This window comes from Catellatospora chokoriensis, assembly GCF_011297315.1.
Lineage (GTDB): Bacteria > Actinomycetota > Actinomycetes > Mycobacteriales > Micromonosporaceae > Catellatospora > Catellatospora citrea.
Window position 1 is genome coordinate 49,684 of record NZ_JAAOTI010000003.1, and the last position, 17,692, is coordinate 67,375.

Sequence of the window (17,692 nt, forward strand, 5' to 3'; positions counted from 1 at the left end):
CGCCGGTGACCGAACCCGCTCCCGTGCCCGACGACGAACCCGTCTCGGTGCTGTTCACCTGGGCGGTCACGCCCGGCCGGGAAGCCGACTTCGAACGCTGGCTCGAGGAGGTCAACGCGGCGTCCGCGCGTTTCCCCGGCCACCAGGGCGTGACCTGGCTACGCCCGCAGGACGCACCGAAGGGCGCGGAGCCGCGCTACCACTGCGTGCTGCGCTTCCGCAACGGCCGCGACCTGAGCCGGTGGCTGACCTCGCCGGAGCGTGAGGTGGTCGTACGCCATCTGGCCGGCATCGCCGTCGAAGCCGAGCCGCGGGAGACCACCACCGGCATGGAGACCTGGTTCAGCCTGCCCGGCCGCCCGGTGCTGCCGCCGCCGCGCTGGAAGATGGCGATCGTGTCGTTCCTCGGGGTCTACCCGTGCGTGCTGGTGTTCCAGCTGCTGGGTGCGGAACATCTCAGCGAGCTGCCGCTGCCGATGGTGCTGCGCGCCGCGATCCTGCCCCTGGTGCTGGCCCCGATCCTGACCTACCTGGTCATGCCCTGGCTGAGCCGGGCCCTGCGCGGCTTCCTCTACGACCGCCGCTGACCCGGCCGCCCGGCCGGAGGCGCACATGGACGGTCTGCGCGGTCGCGCCGGTTGCGCTTGTCCTGTCCCGCGACACGGGGCCGGTCATGCCACACCTGGATGGCGGAGCCGTCGTCCCATCGGGATCACGGGGCGCGGGAGCGCCGTCACCACGGAGGCGAGCGCATGGGCGGACGACTGCGGCATTCCCGACGCAAGGCGATCATCGGCGGACTGCTCTCGGCGGCCGCGGTCGCCACCGCGCTGTCGGGTTGCGTCTCCCAGCGACCCGGCGTGCCGACGCCGTCGGCCGCGCCGTCGCCGTCGCTGTCCACGATCGACGAGACGCCGCAGCAGCTCGCGGGGGGCTGGCAGGTCGTCGCGGCGGGCAGCCGGGTCCTCGACCGGTCCCGCAACGCCTACGTGCGGATGAACATGCCGCCCGGCGCCATCCTCGACCCGACCGGGCGGCGGCACGTCACCGGTGGCGAGCAGCTGGACATCGTCGAGCTCGTCGGCGACAAGGTGATCACGGAGAAGCGGCGCATCACCCTCGGTTTCGGCCTCGGACTCGATCCCTGGTCGCCGGACGGCAGCCGCGTCGTCGGCACGATCGACCGCAAGGAGCCCCACGCGATGGGCTTCGCGGTGACCGATGTGGCGACGGGGAAGACCACCGAGCACTGGTTCAGCCAGGGGTACAACTGCAGCATGTGCTCCTTCGTCTTCACCCGGGACGGCAAGGAGGTCGCCCTGCCGATCGCGGACCGCTCCCAGGGCGAGGCCGCCGAGCTCGTGCAGAGCCTGCAGCTGTTCGACGCCCAGACGGGCAGGCCGACCAGGGAGCTGCTGGTCAAGGCCATGCCGCAGAGCCCGTTCGCCTGGTCGCCGGACGGACGCCAGGTCGTCGCGCTGACCGACCAGCGCAAGCAGGAGGACGTCCAGCTGATCGACACCACCACCGGCGAGGCGAAGCCGTTCCCGTACCTCGCGGTCTGGGCGACGGCCGACGCGCTGCTGGCCAAGTTCGACGACGGGGTGCTGACGCTGCGTCCCGACGGGACCGTCGTCGCCGACGCGAGCCTGTCCGACTCGATGAGCGGACCGCTCGTCCTCGGACCGCCCGCCGCCTGACGGGCCGCGCCCATCGGCACCACGCTGAGTTTCGCCTTCCGCACGGAAACAGGCCGTTTCGGACCGGCGGGACGGGGTAGGTGCGATCCGATGGAGAGGAGCGCGAGATGAGCTGGGCCGACAGGCCGAACGGAAACGACATGGCACGGCGGGCCGGCACGGCCGGACCGGCCCGCGGCGATTTCGACCGTGACTTCGCCGCGCTGCGCCTGCGGGGCCGGCACCTCATCGCGGAGATCGTCCGGCTGTCCCGCCAGCTGACGGACCTGCAGCAGGCGATCGGGTCCCGCCGGGGAGCACCCGGCGGACCGCGGGGCAGCGTCTCGGGTGGAGAGCCGCGCTGATCCGGGCCGGGGGCCGTGTCCTCACCGCACGCCGTCGTCCCGGGAGCCGCCTGCGCGGCTTCCGGGACGACGGTTCTCGGTAGGGACGTCGGTTCTCAGTAGGACTGAAGCGTGATCGCGTCGGCCTTGCCGGCCTGGATCTGCAGCAGGCGGGAGAACGGGCGGCGGGTCATCACCCGGGTGCTGAGGTCGCGCAGCCGGATCGCGCCCGCCGACATCGGCAGCATGCCGTTGACCCCGCCAGGCGGCAGCTTCTGGCACTGCGTGACGTATCCGCGCAGCTGCTCCTCGTACGCGGCGTACGCGATCGTGTGGTCGCCGCCGGCCGCGGCCAGCTCACCGGCGAGCACGTACGCGCCGACCAGGGACAGGCTCGTGCCCAGGCCGCTGATGGGCGAGGCGCAGTAGCCCGCGTCGCCGAGCAGCGCGACCCGGCCGCTGGTCCAGTGCGGCATGTGGACCTGGCCGACGACGTCGAAGTAGAAGTCGGGGGCGTCCCACATCGCGTCGAGCATGGCCGGCACTCGCCAGCCGTCACCGGCGTACACCTGCGCCAGCAGGCGCTTCTGCGCCTCGACGTCGCGCGGGTCGACCACGCGGCCCTCGGCGCGGAAGGTCAGCATCGCCTTGGCGGTGCGGTCGTTCTCCGGCCGGATGCCGGCGCAGCGGCCGCCGGGCACGCCGTGCATGAGGAACCAGTGCGGGTCGAGGTCGGCCTGTGCGGGCATGGTGAAGTACGCCGTGTACGCGCCGAGCTGCTTGATGAACCGCTCCTCCGGGCCGAAGGCCAGCGCGCGCACCCCCGAGTGCACCCCGTCCGCGCCGACGACCAGGTCGTAGACCTCGGTGCGGCCGCCGCGGAACTCGACCTTCACGCCGTCCGCGCCGTCGGTCAGCGCGGTTATCCGGTCGCCGAAGCGGTATTCGACGTCGCCGCGGGTGAGGTCGTAGAGGATGTCGGCGAGGTCCCCGCGCAGGATTTCGTACTCGGCGACGAGGCCCTCGCCGCCCGCCAGCGTCGCGGGCATCTCCGAGGTGCGCCGGCCGCTCGCGTCGACCCAGGCGAAGCCCTCCTCGTGCACCCGGTCGCGGGTGATCTGGGGCATGATGCCCATCCGCGCGCAGACGTCCTTGGCGACACCGCGGATGTCGACGGCGTGCCCGCCGGGCCGGATGCCGGGCGCGCGTTCCACCACGGTCACCGCGAAGCCGTGCCGGTGCAGCCAGTACGCCAGGGCCGGTCCGGCGATGCTGGCACCCGAGATGAGTACGGTGTTCTTCTTCATCGGTCTCTCCCCAGTCTGTGTGTACGCTGTACTGCGTCACTGACAACACCGTAGAGAGGCAACACTTTGAGCTGCAACAAGGCTTTACGTGTACTAGTACGCCACCTAGTACACCGAGCGAGGTGGGCGCGGTGAACGTGCAGCAGGAAGACTCTGGTGTACTAGTACGCGTGAGTACCGAGCCCCCGTTCCGGCAGATCGTCGGGCAGATCCGCGCGCAGATCGACGGCGGGCAGCTGCGCCCCGGCGACCGGGTGCCCTCGGCCCGGCAGATCACCGCCGAGTGGGGCGTGGCGCTCGCCACCGCGACGAAGGTGCTGGCCGCACTGCGCGCCGAAGGACTGGTCGAGGCGGTGCGCGGGGTCGGCACCGTGGTGACCGACCGCGACGGGCCCGCCGACCCCGTCCGGCGCGAGCGCCGACCCCGCCCGGCCGCCGCCGAGCCGACCCGCGAGCAGCTGGTACGCCACGCGTTGATGCTCGCCGACGCCGAGGGGCTGGAGGCGGTGTCCATGCGCCGCCTGGCCACCGAGTTCGGGCTGGCCACGATGAGCCTCTACCGCTTCGTACGCGGCAAGGACGACCTGGTCCGGCTGATGATCGATGCCGCGTTCGCGGAGGCGCCCCTGCCCGCCGTGCCACCCAAGGGGGTGCACGCCCAGCTGACGCTGGTCAGCCGTCAGCTGTGGGGCATCTTCCGGCGACACCACTGGCTCGCCCCGGCGATGTCGATCACCCGGCCGGAGTTCGCGCCGCACGGCATCAAGTACACCGAGTTCGCGCTCGCCGCGCTGGCCCCGCTCGGGCTGTCCGTGACCGAGATGATGCACCTCCACCTGTCCGTCTTCGCCTTCGTGCGCGGACTGGCCATGGGCTTCGCCACCGAGGCGCAGGCCGCCCAGCACACCGGCATGTCCAGTGACGAGTGGATGGAGCGCCAGGGCCAGGCGTTCGACGACCTGCTCGGCTCCGGCCGCTTCCCGATGGTCGCCCGGATCGCCGCGATCCCCGACTTCGAACTCGGCCTCGACGCCGTCTTCGACTACGGCCTCCCCCGCTTCCTGGACGGCATCCTGCCGTGAAAGGACGGCCAGGTGCCGACCCGTCACCACGGCGGTCGGTGGACCAGGAGCACGGTGGCGTCGCCGAGGCGGTCTCCTACCGGGGAGTCAGGCCCGGCCAGATCCTGGCTTGCCGGTCTGCCATGTAGGCGCGGGCCTCCCGGCCGGTGGCGGTCCTGGGGTCGATGTCGGGAACGTGGCCGGTGTTCATGGTGTCGAGGGCGATGGCGGTCCCGAGCAGGTACTCGCCGAGCGGCGGGAGCGGCTGGTCCAGCGCGACCAGCGGGTCGTGCAGCGGTGGCACCGGCCGGGCGGTGACCTCGGGCCAGTCCTCCTGGGCGCGGGGCGTGGCGCGGGTGAGGATCGGGGCGATGTCGGCGGCGGTGGCGTCGCGGGCGGTGAGCGGCGGGCCGAGGGAGAAGCGTTCGCGCAGGGTACGGATCAGCGAGGTGTTCCGGTACTCGGCGGTCACGACGGTGCGCGGGTCGAGGTAGGCGGAGACGGCCAGCGTCGGGACGCGGATGCCGGAGCGGTCGAAGCGGAAGCCCATCTGCCCGGCCGCGGCGACGTCCGGCGGCACGACCCTGGGCGGTGGCACGTGGTCGTAGGTCCCGCCGTGCTCGTCGAAGGAGACCAGGAGCAGGGTGTTGGCGAAGTTCGACCCGGTGGGGCTGGCGGAGGCGCGGACCGCCGAGTAGACGCGGGCCAGCAGTTCCTCGCCGCCCAGGATCGACGAGGGCGGGTCGGCCGAGAAGCCGGGCATGATCGCGTTGTAGGCCGGGTGGTAGTCGTTGTGCGCGTGCAGCAGGTTCGGTTCGAGGAAGGAGTAGGCGGGCAGCCTGCCCTGCTCGGCGTCCGCGAAGAAGTCGTCGAGCGTGGAGAACCGGGACGCGAAGTGCGGGGACAGCCTCGGCGTGTGGATCATTCCGGTGAGCGAGAACGGCATTCCAGGGTCGACGTATACGCGCCACGGCAGACCTGCGGCGTCCAGGCGGTTGAAGATCGTCTCGGCGTCGTTGTGCCGGGGGAAGCTCTCGTACGGGGCGTTGACCACCAGGCCGGAGGCGGTTCCCGCGTGGTAGAACGACCGGTTCGTGAACGTCTGCGAGGGCACCTCGCAGAACCAGTGGTCGAAGACGGCGAACCCGCGGGCGATGGCCGAGATGACCGGGACCTGCTGCGGTGTGTAGCACGACATGATCTGGGCGTACTCGTCGTACTCGGGCAGGCGGCCGGTTTCGCTGCGGAACGTGTTCACGTAGTCCTGGACGAAACCGTCCATGGTGGGCTCACGGGCCGGGTCGTCGGGGGCGTTGAACGGCGGTCGCATCTGCTCGGCGGGCAGGAAGCGGTTGCCTTCCGGAGCCACGGTGCCGAACAGCTGGGTGTTGGTGTGCGGATGCTCCTCGCCCGCGTCGGGATTGGGCGCGTCCATCGAGGTGGCCACGTGGACCGGCACCACGCCGCGCTCGGCGCCCGGCGCGTAGCTCGGGATCGGGTTGGCCAGGTCCCGGCCGGCCACACCTTCGAACGAGGCGACCTCCCCCGGTTCGTACAGGTATCCGAGCAGGTTGTCGAAGGAGCGGTTCTCGAACATGACCACAACCACGTGATCGAACAATGCGTCCCCGCGCTGCCCCACCATCATGCCCTCCGCGCACGGCGCCAGCGGCGGCGTGGCCGTCCACGCCTCGCGAGCCGCCCACGCGCCAACCACGGGGGTGCCGCACCGAACCCATCGAGCCTATCCAGATCACTTCGCGAGCGCAGGATTTCCGTGGTTCAGCCGATCAGTCCGGCCCGGATCCGAACTCCTTGGGCGGACGCTCGCTCTCTGTCGCCCGGAGTTCGGGCGGCTCCCACGGCTCCGGCTCCTCCCACCCGCGCAGCATCGCCGCGTAGCGGAAGACGAACGCCGCCACGAACGCGATCAGCGTCGCCGGCCAGACGCCGAGCCGGAACCCGGCGGCGCACACCAGGTAGGCCACCGCCGCGAGGATCGTGGTGCCGACATACCACTCGCTGCGGATGAACAGCTTCGGGGTGACCCGGCAGGTGAGGTCGACGAGGTAGCGGCCCGCGGTGGCGCTGACCACGCCGATCAGCACCGCGGCGAGGTAGGGCAGCCCGGCGTCCAGCGCCTCGGCCGCGCCGATGATCGCGTACCAGGGCAGCGCGAGCGACGTCGCGAACTGGAACAGCCCGCTCCGCAGCGCCTGGCCGGACCGGTAGTCGATGGCGAGCGCGGTGCCCGCCGCGATCAGGGCGAGGATCAGGTACGCGGGATTGAGCAGCGCCACCGGGGTCTGCAGGAGCAGCAGGTCGCGGGCGATGCCGCCGGCGAGGCCACCGATGACGCCGAGCAGCAGTATGCCGACGACGGTGAAGTGTTTGTAGTGGTCGGGCCGGCGGGCCAGCAGCGCGGCGTTGAACGCGTTCGTCGTCGCGGCGATCAGGTCGATGATCGTGAAATCACCGAATCTCCAGTCCATCCACCTCGTCCTCAGCTCACCGGCTCGAATTGCAGCGTATGCCGGTTCCGGACGATACGAGATGGATAGTGGCATTCGGTGGCGCGCCCTGCCGGCCCGAGCGGTCAGCCGCCAGGGCGCGCCTGCCGGCGCTCAGCCCTGGTACGCGTTGGACGTGTAGGTGCGGGACAGGGCGCCCGGGATGGTGAAGTACTCCACGGCGACCTTCGCCGGGTCGGTGGCAAGCTGGCCGCGGCCCGGCAGGTCGTTGCCGTCGTCCCAGCCCCACGGCGCGTTCGCCGAGTTGGTGGTGCAGTCGTAGGTGCCCGCCCCGCAGTCGCCGGAGTCGTCCCCGGCGAACGTGCCCGCGCTCGCGAACAGGCTGGTGTTGGCGCGCTGCGCCCACAGGCCGCCCGACGCGAAGATGTCGATCAGCTGGTAGCGCACGTCGCGGTCGTCGCCGCTGCTCGGCGTCTCGGCGACGGTCGAGGGGTAGTACACCAGGCCGTCACCGTTGATGTTGTACTGCGGGAAGGCCTTGAGCCCGTGGCCCTTGGCCTCCTGCGCGGTGACCGGGTGCAGGAACCCGTCGTGCGGCGAGGACTGCAGCTGCAGGGTGCCGTCGACGCTCTCCCGGCCGCTGGACCAGGTGCTGCCGGACGGGGTGTAGGAGTAGAAGTCGGTGTGCGCGACCGTGACCGCGGCCCGCAGCACGCCGTAGTCGGAGCCGTCGCGCTCGACGACCAGCAGCACGCCCTCGCCGTCGTTCTCGTGCTCGGTCTCGAAGAACGGGTGGTCGGTCCAGTCGCGAGGGTGGAAGAAGAGGTAGGTCAGGTACCAGTGGGTGCTGGTCTCCACGACGGAGTAGTAGACGTGCGCGGCCAGCGAGACCCCGGCCTGGCCGGTGCGGTCCCAGTTGTTGCGGCCGTTGAGGTCGCCGTCGAAGTCGACCTTCGTGATGTAGTCGGACCTGCCGCTGAGCGCGTGGCTGCCGGTGGCGTCGACGTCCTGGTAGTGGATCGGCGCCCAGCGCAGCGCCAGCTGCGCCTGGGTCACCGCCGCGCCCGCGGGTGTCGGGGCGGCCAGCCCGGCGGTCGTGAGCGCCGCCGTCAGCACAGCCACCACCAGGGATCGCCCGGTGATCCTGAACCTGTCGAGCATGAGTGCTCTCCCTGCATCCGTGTCGATAGATGGATGCAGATGTTAGGCGCAACGGCGGTCCGCGCATATGGCCGCGCGGCGAATCGTCGATGGACGGTGATCGAAGATCCCGCCCGTCCCCGTTGCCCGCCGCCGAGACATATGCATGCGTCGGCGTGCACATCTTTTGATGTGGCCACATCAAAAAAGATGTGCACGCGAACCGGGACATGCCGCCGATCGGAGCTCGAGGGACGACTCGGACGCGCACACCGCCGGACGGTGACGCCCTGGGTGGCGCTCGCTTCTCAGGTCGCCTCGGCGGCGGCCCGGTGTGCCCGGTCGCCGGGCAGCCAGCGCACCGCGGCCAGGCCGACCAGCACGATCGGCACCGCGAACAGGGCCGCCAGCGGTGCGATGCCCAGCCACAACGAACCGAGCCCGAAGCAGCCGTAGACGGCCAGCGCGCCCAGCTGCGCACCGAACCCCGACACGGACAGCACGGTCGCCCGGGTATGGCCGCTCATCGTGTGCTGCAGCCGCGCCTCGGTCAGCACCCGGGTCAGCTGCAGCAGTCCGAAGCAGACCGCGATCGGCACCAGCCCGGCCACTCCCCCGGCCAGCGCACCCACCGCCAGTGCCACCCCGGCACCCGCGATGGTGAGACCGGTCGCCGGCGGTGTCGCGCGCCAGCGTTCGGCCAGCGCGCTGCCCAGCGCCATCGCCGCGATCAGGGCCGCGACGACCAGCGGCACCCCGGCGGTGGCCACACCCAGGTCGCGGACCAGCAGCGGCCCGTACTCGTCGAGCGCGCTCAGACTCGGCACCGCCGCCGCGATCAGCACCGCGTGCCACACCCGCCGATCCGTGCGCACCTCGGCGAGACCAGCCCGAAGATTACGCAGGTAGGCCCGGCCGCCGGTCGACCGCTCGCGGCGCACCCGGGGCCGCTCGGGCATGGCCAGCGCCGCCGCGACGCTCCCCAGGCAGGCCAGCACGCTGCCCGCGGCGACCAGCCCATAACCACCCAGGGCGTACGCCGGAAAGGCCAGCGCGCTCGCGGCCAGCATGGACACCATGGACACGGTCGCGGCCCGGCCCGCGAGCGCGGTGTAGCGGTCCGTCGCCCCCTCGGCCGCCAGCTCGTCGTAGAGCAGCGCCTCCTTGGTGCCGGAGCTGATCGCGCTGCGCACACCCCACAACACGAACCCGACCGCGAACCCGGCGTACGTCGGCCACAGGAACCAGGTCGCGAACCCGACCGCCCGCAGGAGCGCACCGAAGGCCAGCAGCCTGCGCCGGGAGTAGGTGTCCGCCCACGCCCCCGACGGCACCTCCAGCACGAACGCGACCGTGCTCCAGATGACCAGCAACGAGGTCAGCTGCACGGTGGACAGGCCCGAGTCGGCCATCAGCAGGGTGTACACCGGGAAGAACAGCACGCCCTCGTCGCAGGCGCGCAGCGTCGCGTAGAGCCGGCCCAGCCTGCGCACCGTCGCCGTCACCGCGGTCCCCCGTGGCTCCACCATGCGTCCACCCTGCCGGGACACCCGCCCGCCCGCAATCCGGTTGCCCGCACCGCCGCCGGTGAACGCGGCACCGGTCGGCGGCCCGCACGGGCCGCCGACCGAGGTGGGGTGCGGAGCGGATCAGTTCGGCGTCGACTGGCCCGGCGGCGTCGGGCGGGTCAGGCAGGACGGCACCGTGGTGACGATCACCGGGCGCACCATCGTGCTGCGCCCCTCCGTCCCGTGATCGATGGAGTAGCCGATCACGAGCGTGTCCGCGGCAGGGAGGTACTGCGGACGGATGATGATGAAGACCCCGTCCTCCCCCATCCGGTACTCGATCGGAGACGTCGCGAACTCGGGGGTGCCCGGCACCGGCAGCTCGTAGGTGACGTCGAACGACGGCCGGCCGGTGCACTGGCCGTCGGGCGCCATACCCAGCACGACGGTGCGCGCACCGGCGCGGGCCAGCGCGGCGTTCAGCTTCGCGGGGTCGGTCAGCTTGGCCGCGTCGAAGCTGACCTCGACCGACCCGTCGGCGTTCGTGGCCACGGAGTACGCCTCTGCCGGTGCGGACCAGGGTCCGGCCACCGCCAGCACACCAGCGGCCGCGAACACGGCCGTCCCGGCCAGCGCCAACGCCCACCGGCGGCGGGCGGGGCGGGGCCGGAGCTGCGGGATCTCCGTCCCGGTCAGGACGCGGTCGAGCATGGCGCGGGCGTACGGGTCGTGCGGGTCCGCGCCGGTCGGGGCCGGATCGGCGGCTCTCAGCCGGGCGAGGGCGGTGCTGCTGCGGTTGTTCATGAGGTGGTGTTCCCTTCGGCGACAAGCGACGGCATGGGCAGGCGGGAGGTCGCATGGGCGCCGGGTTCCTCGGTGGCCAGCAGCCGGGCGCCGAACCGGCGTCGGGCCCGGTGCAGGCGCACCTTGACCGCGGTCCGGCTGCAGCCCAGGACGAGGGCCGCCTCGGCCACGTCCAGGCCCTCCCACTCGGTCAGGCGCAGAACCTCCTGGTCGGCCTCGGACAGCCCGGCCAGCACGGCGCGTACCCGCAGGTGCTCGCCGACCTGCCCGGCGTGGTCCGCCACGGTGGCCTCGGCACCGACGGCGGCCTTCGCCGACAGCCGGTCCCGGCGGGCACGGGCGCGCAGCTCGTTGGCGATCACGTGCCGGGCCGTGGCGTAAAGCCAGGCCCGGGGGTTCTCGGCGGGCAGTTCGGCGAAGCGCCGCCATGCGACGAGGAACGTGCCGGAGACGACGTCTCCGGCCGCGTCGGGTCCCACCCGACGGGTGGCGAAACGCGTCAGTTCCGCGTAATGGGCGTCGAACAGCTCCTCGAAGCGCCCTCTGGCGGCCGCGTCATCTGGTTCCATGCCTGGGAATGTCCGCCTGTCGCGCTCGGGTTACCGGTCCGGGCCGATCATCTCGCGCCGCGGGCCGGACCGTCGCCGAGGACCGGCGACGAGGGTGCCCCCACGGGAGACCGCCACCGGGCCATGATGGCCGGATGCGGGTGTCGGTGGGTGACGTGGCGCTGTACTTCGACGTCGACGGCGGCGGGCTCGCGCCCGACGGCGACCGCATGCGCGAGCGGCCCACGCTGCTGCTGCTCCACGGTGGGCCGGGCGCCGACCACAGCCTGTTCAAGCCCGAGACGTCCGCGCTGACCGACGTCGCGCAGCTCGTCTACCTCGACCAGCGCGGATCGGGCCGCTCCGACGCGGGCGAACCGTCGGACTGGACCTGGACCCGCTGGGCCGACGACGTCGCAGCCTTCTGCCGGACGCTGGACGTCACCCGTCCCGTGCTGGTCGGATCGTCGAGCGGTGCACTCGTCGCCGTGGTCTGCGCCGCCCGGCATCCCGATCTGGTCGCCGGGCTGGTGCTGGACAGCGCCCTCGGCATGCCGACCACGCTGGACGAGACCCTGGACGTGTTCGAGCGCCGCGGCGGTCCGGTGGCGCGGGAGGCCGCACGCCGCTACCTCGGCGGCGACCGCAGCGACGAGTCGACCGCGGCATGGCGTGAGCACTGCCTGCCCCTCTACGGTGCCGCCGGAGCCGGCTCGGACCTGGCGTCCCGGATCGCCCGTGCCCGCATGAACAACGAGGTGCAGCTCCATTTCCAGGACGGTGGCTGCGGACCCGCCGAGATCGCGCCGTACGGGGCGGACATCACATGCCCCGTCCTGGTGCTCGCGGGCGCGCACGATCCGGTGTCGCCCGCGGCCGGAGCGCAGCGGCTGCCGGACGCGCTCCCGAACACCGACGTCGACGTCCACGTCCTTCCCGGCGTGGGGCACAGTGTGCTGCGTCAGGCCCCCGACGAGGCGACCGCCCTGATCCGCGGCTTCTTGAAACGGCTGGCTGCGGCCGCGTGAAACGCGTGGTTCGCCCGGAAACCCGACGGGTCAAGCCTGGACGGCGGCGAAGACGGCACTGGCCGCCAGCAGCACGAGGGCGAGCGCGAGGACGAGCCGGGTCACCAGGGCATGACGCATGGCAGCTCCCGCTCAGACCCAGTTGAAGCGTTCGGTGTGGATCCGCCCCGGGGCTACGCCCAGCGCGACGAGGGCGTCCTCCATCGCGTCCATCATCGGACCGGCTCCGCACACGAAGAACTGCCAGCGCTCGTAGCCCGGCGGCAGGTGGCGGCGCAGCATGTCCCCGCTGACCCGGCCGGTCTCCCCGGCCCAGCCGGGCGGTGGCTCGTCGAGGGCGTGCACCACGCGCACGTCGGGCCGGAAGGCGAGCCGCTCCAGCTCCTCGCGGAAGGTGACCTCGGCCCAGCTGCGGTTGGCGATGAGGGCGACGACCGGTCGGCGGTCGCCGCGCTCGGCGAAGGCACGCAGGATGCTGATCATCGGGGTGACGCCGACACCGCCGGCGACGAGGCAGAAGCCCGGCCCCTCGTACAGGTCGGGGCTGAAGACGCCATGCGGGCCGTCCAGGTACGCCCTGGTGCCGACGTCGAGGTCGGCCACCGTGGACGTGAAGTCGCCGAGCGCCTTGATGCTCACCTCGACGACGCCCGCCGCCTCGCCGCTCGACGACAGGGAGAACGGGTGCTTGCTGAGCGAGAACGGCGAGCGCCCGATCGCGAACCACGCGTACTGGCCGGGTGCGAACCGGAACCCCGGATGGCCGTCGGCGCGCAGCGTCAGCGTCGTCGTGCGGCCCCGCTCGGGCGTCACCCGCTCGACCGTCCACGGTCTGCGGCGCAGTGCCAGCGGTTTGCCGATCCGCACCCACACCAGCAGGGTGAGGAACGCGGCCGACATGACGATCCACAACACGCGTTTCCACGCGGCGTCCAGGTAGTGGTCGACGAGCAGCGCGTGCATCAGCGCGGCCACGATCACGACCACGGCGAGCACGGCGTGCAGCGCATGCCACGCCTCGTACGACAGCCGCAGGCGTTTGCGCCACAGCGACGACACGACCAGCGCCAGCAGCGCGATCGTCGACAGCAGCGCCCAGCGGACCCGCGCCGGGGTGTCCTCGGCGAAGGGCCGGACGACCAGGTCCCACGGCGCCGAGATCGCCACGTGCACGAGCACGAACACCAGGCCGACGAGCCCCATCTCGCGGTGGAACTGCACGAGCGCGTCGGTGCCGAACGGGGCGGCGACGGCCCGGAACCGGGCGACGAGGGCGAACTCCAGGCCCATCAGGGCGAGCCCGACGAAGCCGAGCGCGGCCGAGAACTCGGTGGCGAAGCCGCGGCCCAGACCCGAGAAACCGATCACGGCGAACACCAGCGGCGCGACCGCGACGCCGAGGAACAGCCCGATCCACAGCGCGCCCCGCACGACAAGGCTCATCGCGTCACCTCCAGCCGCTGCGGCCGCACTGGACGGGACCTATATACACCTTTGGTCGCTTTGCCCCGCCACTGTGCACCGTACCGTGCCGGCTAGGCGGATCAGTCCGGTTCGGCCAGGCTGAGCCGCCACGCGTCGACCAGCGGGGCGAAGCGCTCCGCGGCGTCGAACAGCGCGTCCGGGCCGAGCCGGTGCGCGTCCAGATGGGACAGCATCTCCATGCCGAGGTAGAGCGCGACCGCGGCGGTGGCGACCTCGCGCACCGGGATCAGCGCGGCCAGCGGCGTGCCGGCGAGCAGGCGCTCGATGACCCCGGCCGCGAAGTCCTGCCACACCGCCGTCTGCACCTTCACCTGCTCGGCCAGCCGGGCATTCGCGTTCGCCGCGGCGACCAGCTCCTGCACGGCGGCGATGTGCCCGGCCGCGCCGTCCTCGTCGTACAGGCGGCGCAGCCGGGCCAGGGTGTCCGAGGCGGTGCCGACGCCGTCGAGCTCGGCCCGGTAGCGGGCCAGCCGGGCCTCGCTGGTGAACTGCGACGTGGCCACGAACAGGTCGTCCATGTCGGTGAAGTGGTAGTAGATGACGCCGGGCGCGAACCCGCCGGTCTTGGCGATGGCGCGGGCGGTGCAGCGGCCGTAGCCCTCGTCGGCGAGGGTGCGGGCGGCCGCGTGCAGCACCCGCGCCCGGGTGTCGGCGCGAGGCGGCATCAGATGACCCGGACCGGGCGCACGCCCGCCGCGGACAGGTGCGGGTCGAGGCGGCGGGCCAGCTCGGGCAGGCGGTGGCTGGGGATCTGCGGGTACAGGTGATGCTCCAGGTGGTAGGTCAGCTCAAGGAAGATCGCGGGGATGACCCTCCCGCGCAGCGTACGCGTCTGCGTCAGCGGTTCGTCGCCGTAGGCGTGGTGCGGCAGGTAGACGGTGAGCAGCGGGTAGACCCAGCTGCCGACGATCGCCATCACCGCGTAGGCCAGCAGCGCCGGGGTGACCGGCCACAGCAGCACTCCCCCGGTCAGCGCGCCGAACGGCATCGCCCCCTCGACCAGTAGCCAGGTCCGCAGACCCCGGTCGCCGCGGGCGCGCCGCCACGACCACCACCACAGGCGGGCCAGGAACACCGGTCCGTAGAGGACCGCTCCGAACAGCGACAGGTTCGCCGGGTAGCCCTCCGGGTCCTCGTCGCTGGGGAACAGGCGGTGGTGCTGCAGGTGCGTGGACCGGTACGCGTGGCCGCTCTCCAGCAACACCAGCCCGGTGAAGAACAGCGCCCACTCGGTCTGCCGCGGGGTGAGGCCCAGGGCGCGGTGCACCACGTCGTGCGTCACGGTCACCACGGACACGAACACCCCGAACACCACCAGCGGCGTCAGCCACCACCAGCCGGCCCACGCCACGAGCGCGAAGACCCCGATCATCGCGTACGGCCGCACCAGCGCGACCCGGGTGCGCCACGGCGACACGGCCAGCAGGTCCGTGCCGACCTCGTTCAGGCTCGGCAGTCTCGTGCTCACGAGCGCACCCCCGCCCCGGCCGGCGCGTGGCGCTGCACGTCCTCGGCGACCAGGCGGCTGCCCAGCACGCAGGCCACGGTGCCCAGTCCGGGCCACGTCGTGTCGCCCACCTGCCAGAACCCCGGCAGCGCGGTGCGGTGCGGCACGGCGAACTGGTTGGCGTTGCGCAGCGTCTGCCGCACCCCGCCGACCGCGCCCCGGGGCCGCCAGGTGAACCGCTCGTAGCTGCGCGGTGTGCCGACCTGCCGGACCACGGCCCGCTCCCCCAGATTCGGGTACACCCGCCGGGCGTGCTCGATCAGGCGCTGCCCGATCTCCTGCTTGCGCGCGGCGTACTCCGGCTCGGACAGTCCCTGCCAGCCGGCCAGCTCGGTGTGCGTGGAGATCATGACGGCGCGGTGGCCGGGCGGCGCGCTGACCTCGTCACCGGGTGAGGACACGGACACGAACATGTTGTTGCCCTCCCCGAGCGGGCGCGCGTAGTCCTGCATCAGCTGGTGGTGGGTGAACTCCTGCCCGGCGACCTCGTGCTCGGGCACGCCGAGGAACACCACGACCGCCCCGCCCAGATCGGGCTCGTCCCGCTCCAGGTATGGCCGCAGCCCCGCCGCCACCGGAGTGCCCGCGGCCACCTGCGCCGTGATCTGCGCGGGCAGCGCGCTGACCACGGCGCCCGCCTCGACGCTGCCACGCGTGGTGTGCACGGTGAACCCGGCGGCACCACCCCTACGGTGTCCTAGGAGGCTGCCCTGCCGACTCGCGGCGCCGCGGCCGGTGACGTGCCGGACGCGGCAGCCGGTGCGCAGGTCGCCGCCGAGAGCGCGGTAGTGCGCGACCAGGACCCGCCAGAACCCGTGCATGCCGCCGCGGTGCCGGGTCAGCCCCGCCCCGCGGATGGTCACCCCGAGCGCCGCGTTGATCAGCGGGGCGCGGTCGACGGTGCTGTGCACGGTGTCCTCGACCAGCATGCCGAGCAGGGATACCAGCGAATCCTGATCTCGCAGGCCGTGCGCGCGCAGCGCGTCGCCCATGGTCCGGCCGAGATGGCGGACCAGCGGCAGGTGCCGCAGCCCGACCGCGCGCAGGTCGTGCAGCGCGTCGGCGGGCGTGCGCATTGGCAGGCGGATCCCGGCCCGGCTGGCCGCCCAGAACACCTCGGCCAGCCGGTCCAGCTCGGCCCAGAAGCGCCGGTGCGCCCGGGTGTCGCCGAGCGTGCGCAGCCGCTCCGCGTGCCACCGGGACTGCTCGCGGTGCAGCGTGACGACCCGGTCGGGCAGCCAGGCGACGTATCCGGGCAGCTGCTCGGCGTCGAGCGCGGGCGCGCCGGTCGTGGCCAGCAGCTCGTCGCCGACGCCGCCGGGTGCGAAGTCGACGAGGGTGGTCGCGCCGACGTCGAAGGAGAAGCCCCGGTGCCGGAAGTAGCCCGCGCAGCCGCCGGCGTGCCCGTGCGCCTCGAAGACGATCGTCGACAGCCCCGCGGCCTGCAGCCGCAGCGCGGTGGACAGCCCCGCGAGCCCCCCGCCGAGCACTGCGACGTCGCAGCGTCCGGGCAGGTCACGGGACCGGATGAGGGTCGGCGTCCGGGAGAAGCCCACGGGCGCAACATGATTCTGAACATCTGTTCTGAACACATGTTCAAATTAGAACGCCCGGTCCATCGAGTCAATGCCATGTTTCGAACCACCCCCCGACCGGCGGTTCGGGCAGATCTTCAGGCGGCTTCCAGCAAGTTTCGTGGATCAGCGGTTAGGGTCACGCCGATCACAGCAGCGTGGCGGGCCCGCCGACGGGCGCCGGCACGGCTCTATGATCGGCTCCGTCACCGCCGACCTCCTGGAGAATTCATGTCGAGCACCGCAGGCCGCTGGTTCCGCTACGCCGCCATCGCCGAGACCATCTCCTGGGCCGGCCTGCTCATCGGCATGTTCTTCAAGTACATCGTGGTCAAGAACGACATCGGCGTGTTCGTCTTCGGCCGGGTGCACGGTGCCATGTTCGTCTTCTACCTGGCGACCCTGCTCTGGACCGCCCGCGTCCACCGCTGGAGCTTCGGCCGCCTGGTCGTCGGCGGCGCGGCGTCCATCCCGCCGTTCCTGGGCCTGCTGTTCGAGCGCTGGGTCGCCAAGCGCACCCCGGACGCCGCCCCCGCCGAGGCCGAGCCCGCGACCGTCGCGGCCCGCTGAGCTACTCCAGCACGTCCGCGCCCGCCGGGGCGCGGCGGTGCATGTAGACGCCGAACGGCACGGTGATCAGCCACATCAGCACCGCGAGCGGCGTGCTGGCGAAGGCCACCGGGATCGAGATCAGGAACGCCACCACCGGCGACAGCGACATGATCGAGCCCCAGCGCATCACCTCCGGCGTCACCTTCACCCGCAGCAGATCGGCCTTCCAGGCGTAGCGCAGCAGCACCACCTCCAGGCCGCTGACGATCGCACCGGTGACGGCGTACGCGATCACCGCCAGCGGGTTGTCGAAGTAGTCGCCCAGCAGCGCGGTCGGGAACGGCATGAACGCGATGAAAGCCAGGTAGACGAGGTTGCGCGAGATCAGGCCGTAGTCGATCCCCCGCAGCACGCTGAACATCTGGTGATGGGCGACCCAGTACCGGCCGATCAGCACGAACGACAGGAAGAAGCCGACGAACTCCGGTATCAGCTCCTCCAGCCTGTCCAGCAGCTCGCGAACATCGCCGGTGTGGATCATGCGCGGCACCGCGACCTCGACGATGAGCAGCGTCATCGCGATGGCGAACAGGCCGTCGCTGAACCCGGTCACCCGGCCGAACTCCACCGTGTCGCGTCCCCAGACACGCGCGGAACCCCTGACCACATGATCACTTTAGTCGC

General features: G+C 72.1%; 18 protein-coding genes. 6 read left to right on the forward strand and 12 right to left on the reverse strand.

Translation table 11 applies throughout. The features are described from left to right. The first annotated feature begins 5 nt into the window (after positions 1-5). The 3 genes from HAV39_RS05220 (at position 6) to HAV39_RS05230 (ending at position 2,044) form a co-directional block, all read left to right on the forward strand. Complete coding sequence (locus tag HAV39_RS05220; RefSeq protein ID WP_191838042.1) at positions 6-587, forward strand: antibiotic biosynthesis monooxygenase; 582 nt, start codon at positions 6-8, stop codon at positions 585-587. 165 nt (positions 588-752) lie between these two features. Further along, positions 753-1,700 carry a TolB family protein gene (locus HAV39_RS05225; protein ID WP_191838043.1) on the forward strand — a complete coding sequence of 316 codons (948 nt, stop codon included), beginning with the start codon at positions 753-755 and terminating at the stop codon, positions 1,698-1,700. A 107-nt stretch (positions 1,701-1,807) separates the two neighbouring features. Further along, entirely contained in the window at positions 1,808-2,044 is a 237-nt protein-coding gene (locus tag HAV39_RS05230) for a hypothetical protein (protein ID WP_191838044.1), read from the forward strand. A 95-nt stretch (positions 2,045-2,139) separates the two neighbouring features. Here HAV39_RS05230 and HAV39_RS05235 read toward each other — a convergent pair whose 3' ends face one another. Continuing rightward, positions 2,140-3,330 (reverse strand): FAD-dependent monooxygenase, encoded by a 1,191-nt coding sequence (locus HAV39_RS05235; RefSeq protein ID WP_191838045.1) that lies wholly within the window; start codon positions 3,328-3,330, stop codon positions 2,140-2,142. A 170-nt stretch (positions 3,331-3,500) separates the two neighbouring features. Here HAV39_RS05235 and HAV39_RS05240 point away from each other — a divergent pair, with 170 nt between their 5' ends. Beyond that, positions 3,501-4,412, forward strand: coding sequence for a GntR family transcriptional regulator (locus tag HAV39_RS05240; RefSeq protein WP_191838046.1), 912 nt, complete (start codon positions 3,501-3,503; stop codon positions 4,410-4,412). A gap of 76 nt (positions 4,413-4,488) precedes the next feature. On the opposite strand, the gene HAV39_RS05245 is transcribed toward HAV39_RS05240, so the two are convergent. The 6 genes from HAV39_RS05245 to HAV39_RS05270 form a co-directional block, all read right to left on the reverse strand. Continuing rightward, on the reverse strand, positions 4,489-6,039 hold the full coding sequence (locus HAV39_RS05245) for an alkaline phosphatase family protein (RefSeq protein ID WP_308440897.1): 1,551 nt from the start codon (positions 6,037-6,039) through the stop codon (positions 4,489-4,491). 142 nt (positions 6,040-6,181) lie between these two features. Then, positions 6,182-6,883, reverse strand: coding sequence for a trimeric intracellular cation channel family protein (locus HAV39_RS05250; RefSeq protein ID WP_191838048.1), 702 nt, complete (start codon positions 6,881-6,883; stop codon positions 6,182-6,184). A gap of 132 nt (positions 6,884-7,015) precedes the next feature. After that, on the reverse strand, positions 7,016-8,023 hold the full coding sequence (locus HAV39_RS05255) for a hypothetical protein (RefSeq protein ID WP_239120768.1): 1,008 nt from the start codon (positions 8,021-8,023) through the stop codon (positions 7,016-7,018). Between the two features lie 287 nt (positions 8,024-8,310). Next, complete coding sequence (locus HAV39_RS05260; protein WP_191838049.1) at positions 8,311-9,531, reverse strand: MFS transporter; 1,221 nt, start codon at positions 9,529-9,531, stop codon at positions 8,311-8,313. A gap of 120 nt (positions 9,532-9,651) precedes the next feature. Further along, a complete protein-coding gene (locus HAV39_RS05265; protein ID WP_191838050.1) occupies positions 9,652-10,314 on the reverse strand; it encodes a hypothetical protein in 663 nt (220 codons plus the stop codon). Then, a complete protein-coding gene (locus HAV39_RS05270; RefSeq protein WP_191838051.1) occupies positions 10,311-10,883 on the reverse strand; it encodes an RNA polymerase sigma factor in 573 nt (190 codons plus the stop codon). Before HAV39_RS05270 ends, HAV39_RS05265 begins: the two co-directional genes overlap by 4 nt. Before the next feature lie 134 nt (positions 10,884-11,017). On the opposite strand from HAV39_RS05270, the gene HAV39_RS05275 reads away from it, so the two are divergent. Continuing rightward, complete coding sequence (locus tag HAV39_RS05275) at positions 11,018-11,890, forward strand: alpha/beta fold hydrolase (protein WP_191838052.1); 873 nt, start codon at positions 11,018-11,020, stop codon at positions 11,888-11,890. A gap of 132 nt (positions 11,891-12,022) precedes the next feature. Here HAV39_RS05275 and HAV39_RS05280 read toward each other — a convergent pair whose 3' ends face one another. From HAV39_RS05280 to HAV39_RS05295, 4 genes are all read right to left on the reverse strand, one after another. Beyond that, positions 12,023-13,333 carry a ferredoxin reductase family protein gene (locus HAV39_RS05280; protein ID WP_191838053.1) on the reverse strand — a complete coding sequence of 437 codons (1,311 nt, stop codon included), beginning with the start codon at positions 13,331-13,333 and terminating at the stop codon, positions 12,023-12,025. 101 nt (positions 13,334-13,434) lie between these two features. Beyond that, positions 13,435-14,040, reverse strand: a complete 606-nt coding sequence (locus HAV39_RS05285) for a TetR/AcrR family transcriptional regulator (protein WP_191838054.1) — start codon at positions 14,038-14,040, stop codon at positions 13,435-13,437. Continuing rightward, a complete protein-coding gene (locus tag HAV39_RS05290; RefSeq protein WP_239120769.1) occupies positions 14,040-14,843 on the reverse strand; it encodes a fatty acid desaturase family protein in 804 nt (267 codons plus the stop codon). Before HAV39_RS05290 ends, HAV39_RS05285 begins: the two co-directional genes overlap by 1 nt. After that, positions 14,840-16,438: a phytoene desaturase family protein gene (locus tag HAV39_RS05295; protein ID WP_239120770.1), complete on the reverse strand. Its 1,599-nt coding sequence runs from the start codon at positions 16,436-16,438 to the stop codon at positions 14,840-14,842. The genes HAV39_RS05290 and HAV39_RS05295 overlap by 4 nt, the downstream gene beginning before the upstream one ends. Positions 16,439-16,687: 249 nt before the next feature. Here HAV39_RS05295 and HAV39_RS05300 point away from each other — a divergent pair, with 249 nt between their 5' ends. Next, positions 16,688-17,026 carry a DUF3817 domain-containing protein gene (locus HAV39_RS05300; RefSeq protein WP_191838055.1) on the forward strand — a complete coding sequence of 113 codons (339 nt, stop codon included), beginning with the start codon at positions 16,688-16,690 and terminating at the stop codon, positions 17,024-17,026. Between the two features lies 1 nt (position 17,027). Here HAV39_RS05300 and HAV39_RS05305 read toward each other — a convergent pair whose 3' ends face one another. Then, positions 17,028-17,675 carry a TMEM175 family protein gene (locus HAV39_RS05305; protein ID WP_191838056.1) on the reverse strand — a complete coding sequence of 216 codons (648 nt, stop codon included), beginning with the start codon at positions 17,673-17,675 and terminating at the stop codon, positions 17,028-17,030. Positions 17,676-17,692 lie beyond the last annotated feature (17 nt).